This is a genomic window from Kocuria sp. HMSC066H03 (genome assembly GCF_001812045.1).
In the GTDB taxonomy this organism is placed as follows: domain Bacteria; phylum Actinomycetota; class Actinomycetes; order Actinomycetales; family Micrococcaceae; genus Kocuria; species Kocuria rhizophila.
In genome coordinates, this window is record NZ_KV807506.1 from 21,420 (window position 1) to 28,018 (window position 6,599).

General features: G+C 73.4%; 7 protein-coding genes. 3 read left to right on the top strand and 4 right to left on the bottom strand.

The annotated features are described in order from the left end of the window. Positions 1 to 56: 56 nt before the first annotated feature. From HMPREF2833_RS03540 to HMPREF2833_RS03550, 3 genes are read right to left on the bottom strand one after another with little or no spacing between them, the layout of a single operon-like run. The gene (locus HMPREF2833_RS03540; RefSeq protein ID WP_039101777.1) at positions 57 to 1,640 is read right to left on the bottom strand and encodes a sensor histidine kinase; all 1,584 of its coding nucleotides are present in this window, start codon (positions 1,638 to 1,640) and stop codon (positions 57 to 59) included. 18 nt (positions 1,641 to 1,658) lie between these two features. After that, entirely contained in the window at positions 1,659 to 3,215 is a 1,557-nt protein-coding gene (locus tag HMPREF2833_RS03545; RefSeq protein ID WP_039101776.1) for a CpaE/TadZ family protein, read from the bottom strand. After that, positions 3,212 to 3,883: a hypothetical protein gene (locus HMPREF2833_RS03550; protein WP_047979000.1), complete on the bottom strand. Its 672-nt coding sequence runs from the start codon at positions 3,881 to 3,883 to the stop codon at positions 3,212 to 3,214. The genes HMPREF2833_RS03545 and HMPREF2833_RS03550 overlap by 4 nt, the downstream gene beginning before the upstream one ends. A gap of 226 nt (positions 3,884 to 4,109) precedes the next feature. Here HMPREF2833_RS03550 and HMPREF2833_RS03555 point away from each other — a divergent pair, with 226 nt between their 5' ends. Beyond that, entirely contained in the window at positions 4,110 to 4,325 is a 216-nt protein-coding gene (locus tag HMPREF2833_RS03555) for a helix-turn-helix domain-containing protein (RefSeq protein ID WP_019309417.1), read from the top strand. Between the two features lie 5 nt (positions 4,326 to 4,330). On the opposite strand, the gene HMPREF2833_RS03560 is transcribed toward HMPREF2833_RS03555, so the two are convergent. After that, on the bottom strand, positions 4,331 to 4,897 hold the full coding sequence (locus HMPREF2833_RS03560) for a hypothetical protein (protein WP_039101775.1): 567 nt from the start codon (positions 4,895 to 4,897) through the stop codon (positions 4,331 to 4,333). Positions 4,898 to 5,166: 269 nt separating this feature from the next. Between HMPREF2833_RS03560 and HMPREF2833_RS03565 the strand changes: the two genes are divergently transcribed. Beyond that, the gene (locus tag HMPREF2833_RS03565) at positions 5,167 to 6,015 is read left to right on the top strand and encodes a LysM peptidoglycan-binding domain-containing protein (RefSeq protein WP_141756156.1); all 849 of its coding nucleotides are present in this window, start codon (positions 5,167 to 5,169) and stop codon (positions 6,013 to 6,015) included. A gap of 146 nt (positions 6,016 to 6,161) precedes the next feature. Further along, positions 6,162 to 6,599 (top strand): Rv3235 family protein (locus HMPREF2833_RS03570; protein ID WP_070636719.1); only part of this gene is annotated, 438 nt, incomplete at its 3' end.

Sequence of the window (6,599 nt, forward strand, 5' to 3'; positions counted from 1 at the left end):
TTCCGCCACCCGGTGGAACACGGGCCGTTCGCGCATCCGGTCGCAGGTGGGCCCCGTCACCGCCGCCCGGACGCCGGCTGGCGGAACCGGGCCGTGATGACCACACTCGTCCCGCCCTGCTCCGCGGACTGCCACCGGATGCTGCCGCGCAGCTCACTGGCCACGAGGGTCCGCACGATCTGCATGCCCAGCCCCTCGCCCTCTGCAGGGGGTCGGTAGGCGCTCACCCCGGACTCCTCGATGACCGTGGCCCCCATGCCGCTGCCGTCGTCCTCGATGGCGATCTCGAGCACACGGTCGGTCTCTCCCGTCTCCGTGGTCTCGTCCTCGAGGTGGCGCACGGACATCGCCACGGTGCCGTCCCGGTCCCTGAGCCCGTGCTCCACGGCGTTGGCCACGAGTTCGTTGACCACGAGGGCCACGGACGTCGCGCTCTTCGAGGGCAGCCGGCCGAACGAGCCGTGGACCTCCGTGCGCACGCGCTGGCCCGCCGAGGCGGTCTCCACCGCGAGCTTCACCTGGTGGCGCATCAGCTCGTCGAAGTCCACGTCCTCGGAGATCTCGTGGGAGAGGGACTCGTGCACCCGGGCAATCGAGCTGACCCGGCGCATCGCCTGCTGGAGCCCGTTGCGCCCCTCCTCCGAGTGCATGCGGCGCGACTGCAGCCGCAGCAGCGCGGAGACCGTCTGCAGGTTGTTCTTCACCCGGTGGTGGATCTCACGGATGGTGGCGTCCTTGGAGACGAGCTGCAGGTCGCGCCGACGCAGCTCGGTGACGTCCCGGCACAGCAGCAGTGCTCCCGTGCGCTCCGAGCCCTGACGCAGGGGGATGGCGCGCAAGGTCGCCGATGCCTTCACCCCCGAGAGCTCGGCCCGCCACGGCATGGTCCCCGCCAGCACGGGCGCCAGGGTCTCGTCCACCCCGGGGGCGGTGAGCGGGAGCTGGCGAGCCACCCGCAGCAGGTTCTGGCCGGTGAGGTCTCCGCGAAAGCCCAGGCGCCGGAACGTGGAGAGACCGTTGGGCGAGCAGAACTCCACCACTCCGGAGGCGTTCAGTCGCAGCATGCCGTCCCCCACGCGCGGAGCTCCCCTGCGGGAGTCGCTGCGCACCGCGAAGTCCGGCCACGTCCCCTGGTTCGCCATGCGCAGCAGGTCGGCGGCCGATTCCCGGTAGACCAGTTCCATGCGGGAGGGCAGCCGTTCGCGCTGCGGATCCGTGGTCAGGCTGACCACGGCGATCGTCCGCTGGTTCCGCACCAGCGGGACCAGCGTGACGGAGCGGGAGGCCAGGTTCGACCACTCCGAGGGGCCCGTGCGTTCGATCCGACGATCGATCCACGCCCGGCGCAGGGTGCCCGCCGCCGGCCCGTTCACGAGCTCCCCGACCAGGTCCTTCTGGTAGGCGGTGGGCCCCGTGGTCGGTCTGGCGTGGGCGAGCACCAGGAAGTCCGTGCCCTCCCGGGGGATCGGCTGGCCCGTGGGGCTCTGCGCGGCGGCCACCACCTCCCGGGGGAAGCAGAGCAGCAGGTCCCCGAAGCCCAGGTCCGCAACGAGCTGCCAGTCCCCCACGAGCAGGTGGAGCCACTCGGCGTCGCCGGCGTCGAAGTCCGCCACGCAGCGCAGCGGATCGGTGAATGCCATGTGCGGCCGCCTCTTCTCTCAGTCCCGGCGCAACCACGCGCCCATCCGACGCCCCAGCCTAGTGCCCGTCCCACCGGAGGTCGCCGCGCCCGACGCCGCGGCGGACACGGCCTCGCCCCGGCGCACCGCGAGCGCGAGCGCGGTGATCTCCTGGCGCAGGGCGCTGCGGGGCGCCGTCTCGGCGAGCACGGCTCCCGCGAGCAGGGCGGCGTCGCACACTGCGGGGTCCCACGGCAGCGTGTGGGCGATCGGGTGCCCCGGGGAGAAGCGCTCCCATGCCTCGGTCACGGCCGCGCGGGCGGCGCGCCCGGTGGCCGCGGGACGCAGCTTGTTCATCACCACCAGCACCGCGGCCCCGGGTGCCGCGTCGTCGAGGTCCGGGAGGGCCTTCACCAGGCGGGGGACCCCGAGGGCGTCGGCCGCGCCCAGGGCGATCACCGTGTCCGCCGCGGCCACGGCACTCAGCGCCCCGGCGTTGCGGCGCGGGGCCAGGAAGTCGGTGCTGATCTCCTCGTCCGCCTCCAGCGGGGAGGAGACGTCCACGACCACGAGGTCCCAGACCTGGCGGGCGCGTTCGAGCACGAGCTCCAGCGCCGACGCCCTCAGCTCGGGCCACCGGTCGTGGCGCGTGAGACCGCTCAGCACCGCCACGGATCCGCCGGCCACGGAGACCGGGGTGGCGCAGCGGCGCAGGGTGTCGGCGTCCAGCCTCCCCTGGTCCGCGAGCCGGCAGGCCTGCGCGAGCCCCGCCGCCTCGTCGAGCATGCCCAGACTCGCGGCCACCGACGCCGCGTAGGTGTCCGCGTCGACCAGCAGCACGCGCGCGCCGTGCAGGGCCGCCTCGGCCGCGAGGTTGATCGCGACCACGGTGCGCCCCGGTGCCCCGGCGGGTCCCCACACCACCACGAGCCGGGGTTCCACCCCGTCGTCGCCTGCTCCGGCGTCCACGTCCCCCTCCGGGTGCCACAGCTCGCGCTCCCCGCCGTCCTCGGCGCTCTCCCCGACGCCGTCACCGGCGGTGGGTGGCACTGGACCGGTCCCGTGATCGGCCTCCTCGGTGTGGCCCCGGGACCCCCGGGCGCGGGCGACGTCGCCCTGCCGCCCTTCCCCGCTCCGCGCGTCCTCCCCGTCCGGCCCTGCGGCCCGGGACCCGTCCACGGCACCGGGGTGCCTCGGCGGCTCCGAGCCGGGCGCGCCCGCGTCCTCCCGGGGCTCGCCCCGACCGTGGGATCGGGGTGGATCCTGCATGGCCCCGAGGATCCGTTCCGACAGCTCAGACCCCGTGACCGCCGCCGCCACGGACCCCACTCCGAGCTGGGACAGTCGCAGATCGTCGTGGCCCTCCACCACCAGCACCCGCAGGCCACTGCTCGCGAGCTGGTCGAGCAGCGACGCCGTGAGGTCCTCGCCGCCCTCCGCCACGAGCGCCAGCTGCGCCATGCCCGTGTGCGCGCACGCGAGCAGCTCTGAGAGCTCGAGGCAGCGCCGCACCACGGTCACCTCCCCGTGCAGCCGCTCGAGCCGCTCCACCAGCTCCCACGTGCCGGACCCGAGGGTCACCACGGAGATGCTCACGAGCCGCTCCCCGCAGTGTTGGGCACCAGGGTCACCTTCGCGTCGTTGCCGAGGGCGTCCACGAGCGGTGCCACCTGCGACGGGGTGACGAGCACGTGAACGGTGACGCCCCCGGAGCCGCCCAGCGCGGTGTCGGTCGTGTCGACGCGTGCGATCTCCGCGGCCGTGACGAGCTTCTTCGGCTCCACATACCCGCGTCCACTGGGCTTGGGCTTGGCCACCCAGACGTCCACGTGCGCCCCCGGGTCGGCCTGGGATGGCAGGGGGGTCTGCAGGGCAATGCCCACGGAGGTCCGGTCCAGGTGGTCGGCCGTGCCGATGGACGCGGCGGGGACCAGCTGCCCCCGCGGCACCCGCTGGGTGACCACCGCGTCCTCGTGCAACGGCTGCACCCCCGGGATGTACTGGGAGGAGGTCTCCTGCAGGTGCGCGTCCACGGTGGTGAGATCCTCGGCAGTGACCCGCTGCCCCACGGCAAGGTCGGTCGCGGCGGCGTAGTAGGGCTCGTTGCGGTTGGCGGCGGCCACCAGGAGGATCACCCCCAGCACGGAGAGCAGCACCAGCAGCAGTCCGACCAGAAGCCGGGGGTCCCGCCACGACGGCTTGCGGAAACGGACGGCCGACGCACTCGAGTGCCCTGACCGCTCCGGTGTTGGCTGACGTCCCATGCTCCGTGTCCTTCCCCCGTGACCGGCTCCTGCCGGTTACCCACGAGTGTGCCGCGCGGGGGCGCTGGGCAGTAGCGTGACGCGCGTCATGTGGACACAGGAGGCCACGGCTCCATTCCCCGCTCCCCATGTTGACAAGCAGCTCCTGCTCTCATCTCGTGGGACACTTAGAGCGGAAACCGACCCATTTCGCACCATCTCACTCCAAAGGACGTGAAGCACGACCATGTCGCAACAACGATTCCTCACTCTCGCGGACGTGGCCGAGATCCTGTGCATCTCCGTGCCGCAAGCCAGGGCCATGGTGCGATCCGGAGAGCTGCCCGCCATCCAGGTGGGCGGTCGCGGCCAGTGGCGCGTGGAGAAGGCCAAGCTGGAGGAGTACATCCAGCAGGGGTACGAGCGCACCCAGCACGCCGTGCGTGAGGGCACCCTGCAGTGAAGACCTCAGCCCGGGTCCACTGACGAGACCAGCGCCACGGCCTGGAACGGGACGGTCCGCACACCCGTGACCGCCGCCCGCCGGCGGAACTGGTCCTCGGGGTGGACGGCCAGGTCGAAGAAGTCCTGACCCACCGCGTCCACCGTGCCCTCTAGGTCGCCCTGCCCGCCCCGCTCCCGCAGGGCCACCCGCACGTGCACGCGAGCGGTGCTCAGGGCCCGCAGCACGTGACCCATGCCGAGCCGGCGGACGGTGGACCGCTCCGGGAGCACCTCGAACCGTCGCGGCAGCCCTTCCCACCACACCACCGAGTGCAGCGGCACCAGATGCTGCTGGTGGCGTTCGCGCACCACGGCCCAGCCCGCGCCGACGTCCACGAGCTCGCCCTCGAGCGTCTCCCCGTGGGCCGGGCGCAGCCGCACCGTGGACTCGCGGTGCGCGGCCAGGCGCTCCAGCAGACTGAGCCTGGCCAGCTCGGCGCGCGCCGTCTCCACGGCCTCCTGCTCCACCTGACTCATCCGGGCCCGTTCCAGCTGCGACTCCATATCCTGGAACAGCTCGTCCCACCGCATGCCGATCTCCTTCCCGTAGCCGCCGTGGGCCGTGCCCTTGAGCTCTCGCGAACCGGCGCCACACCGACGGCGCGTCCCCGACGTGCACGGCCGCCCCGGTCCCGAGGCTCCGCCGTCACCGCGCCACACACTACGGGGGCCTGACGTCGCACCACAGCCGCACTCCGGCCGGGTTGCATCCGTATTCATGGGTCATTGACTCGCAGCCACGGGCACCGGATGATCTAGACATGTCAAATGACATCAAACAACACTTTTCGGAGCCAAAAATGGGATCACCCTCTCCCAGCCCCTCCCCGACCTCCCGCCGGTCAGCTGTTCTGTGGTCCGGCGTCCCCGTTCTGGCCACCGTCACGGGTGTGCTGGGGCTGCGCTGGAGCGCGCAGCTGAGCGCCGCCGGGGCCCTCGACGCGCAAGAACTCTCCCTGGCCGTCACCGCAGCAGCGGCCTGCCTCGCGGTGGCGGCCTGGTGGCTCGGTGGTCTGGCCATGGCCGGGGTGGCCCTGGTGGCGCACGTGCTCCGGTGGCGGGGCGCGGAGCGCTGGGCGCGGCGCCTCACTCCCGCGCTCATCGCCCGCACCACCGCCGCCCTCGTGGGAGCCCAGCTGGTCACGGTGGTCCCCGCCCACGCCGCCGACGCCCCCGTGGATCCGTTCTGGGGACCACCGACCACGGGCACGGAGCAGCTCGCGCCGACCGACGACATCGTTCCAGCACCGGGCGACGCCGCGGTGCATCCGTCCGTTCCCCCGGCCCCGCAGCCCGAGTCGGCCACCGCGGCGCCGGGCAGCCCCGGTGCCCGCCCGGAGGCTCCCGGCTCACCCGGGTTTCCGCACTCGCCGCACGCCCCGCGCACGACGACGCACGCTCCCCTGCCGACGCACGCACCCGCACCGGAGCGGGTGGTCGACGGCTCCCTCACCGTGGTCCGAGGCGACACCCTGTGGGACCTCACGGAGCAGCTGCTGGGTGCGCGGGCCACGGACGAGGACGTGTGCCGGCACCTGGGCTCCTGGGCGAAGCTCAACGTCCTGGAAGCGAACGGGGACCTGATCCGACCCGGCCAGCAGCTGCGGGTGCCACCGCAGCTGCTGGGAAGCGCGGGAGTCCCCGGATGACCGCCCACCCCGCGGCCCCGCGGTCCGGGCAACGCCGCCGCGCGCCGCGCCGCTCCGTCCCCGACGCCCGCGAGACTCCTGACCGGCCGCCGGCGCACTCCGACCTCCCGACCGAATGCACTGCCCCATCCACCAAGGAGCCCACCATGAGCATCGCCGTTCCCGCACCGACACCCCGCACCTCACCGGGCGGCTACGCGTGGCGGCAGGACCGTTCGGCCGCCGCCCTCACCGGACGCAGCGAGAGCGAGCGCGTGGGCGCGATCGCCCGCAGCATCGGTCAGGCCGCAGTGGAGATCCTGGCCGGAACCCGGCCCGCTTCCCAGTTGTCCCGGTGGACCGAGCCCGACGTGGTCGAGCGGTTCACCCAGCGTGCCGCGATGCTGAAGCTCGTGCAGGAGCAGTGCCCCGAGCGGCGGGACCTGTTCGAGGTGCACCGTGCCGCCCGCGTCCGCCGGGTCCGCGTCTGCAGCCCGGCCCCCGGCTGCTACGAGGCGTCGCTCGTGGTGGAGGAGTCCACCCGTGCTCGCGCCGTGGCGCTGCGCATCGAGCGCTCGGCACGGCAGTGGCGGGGCACCCCCCCC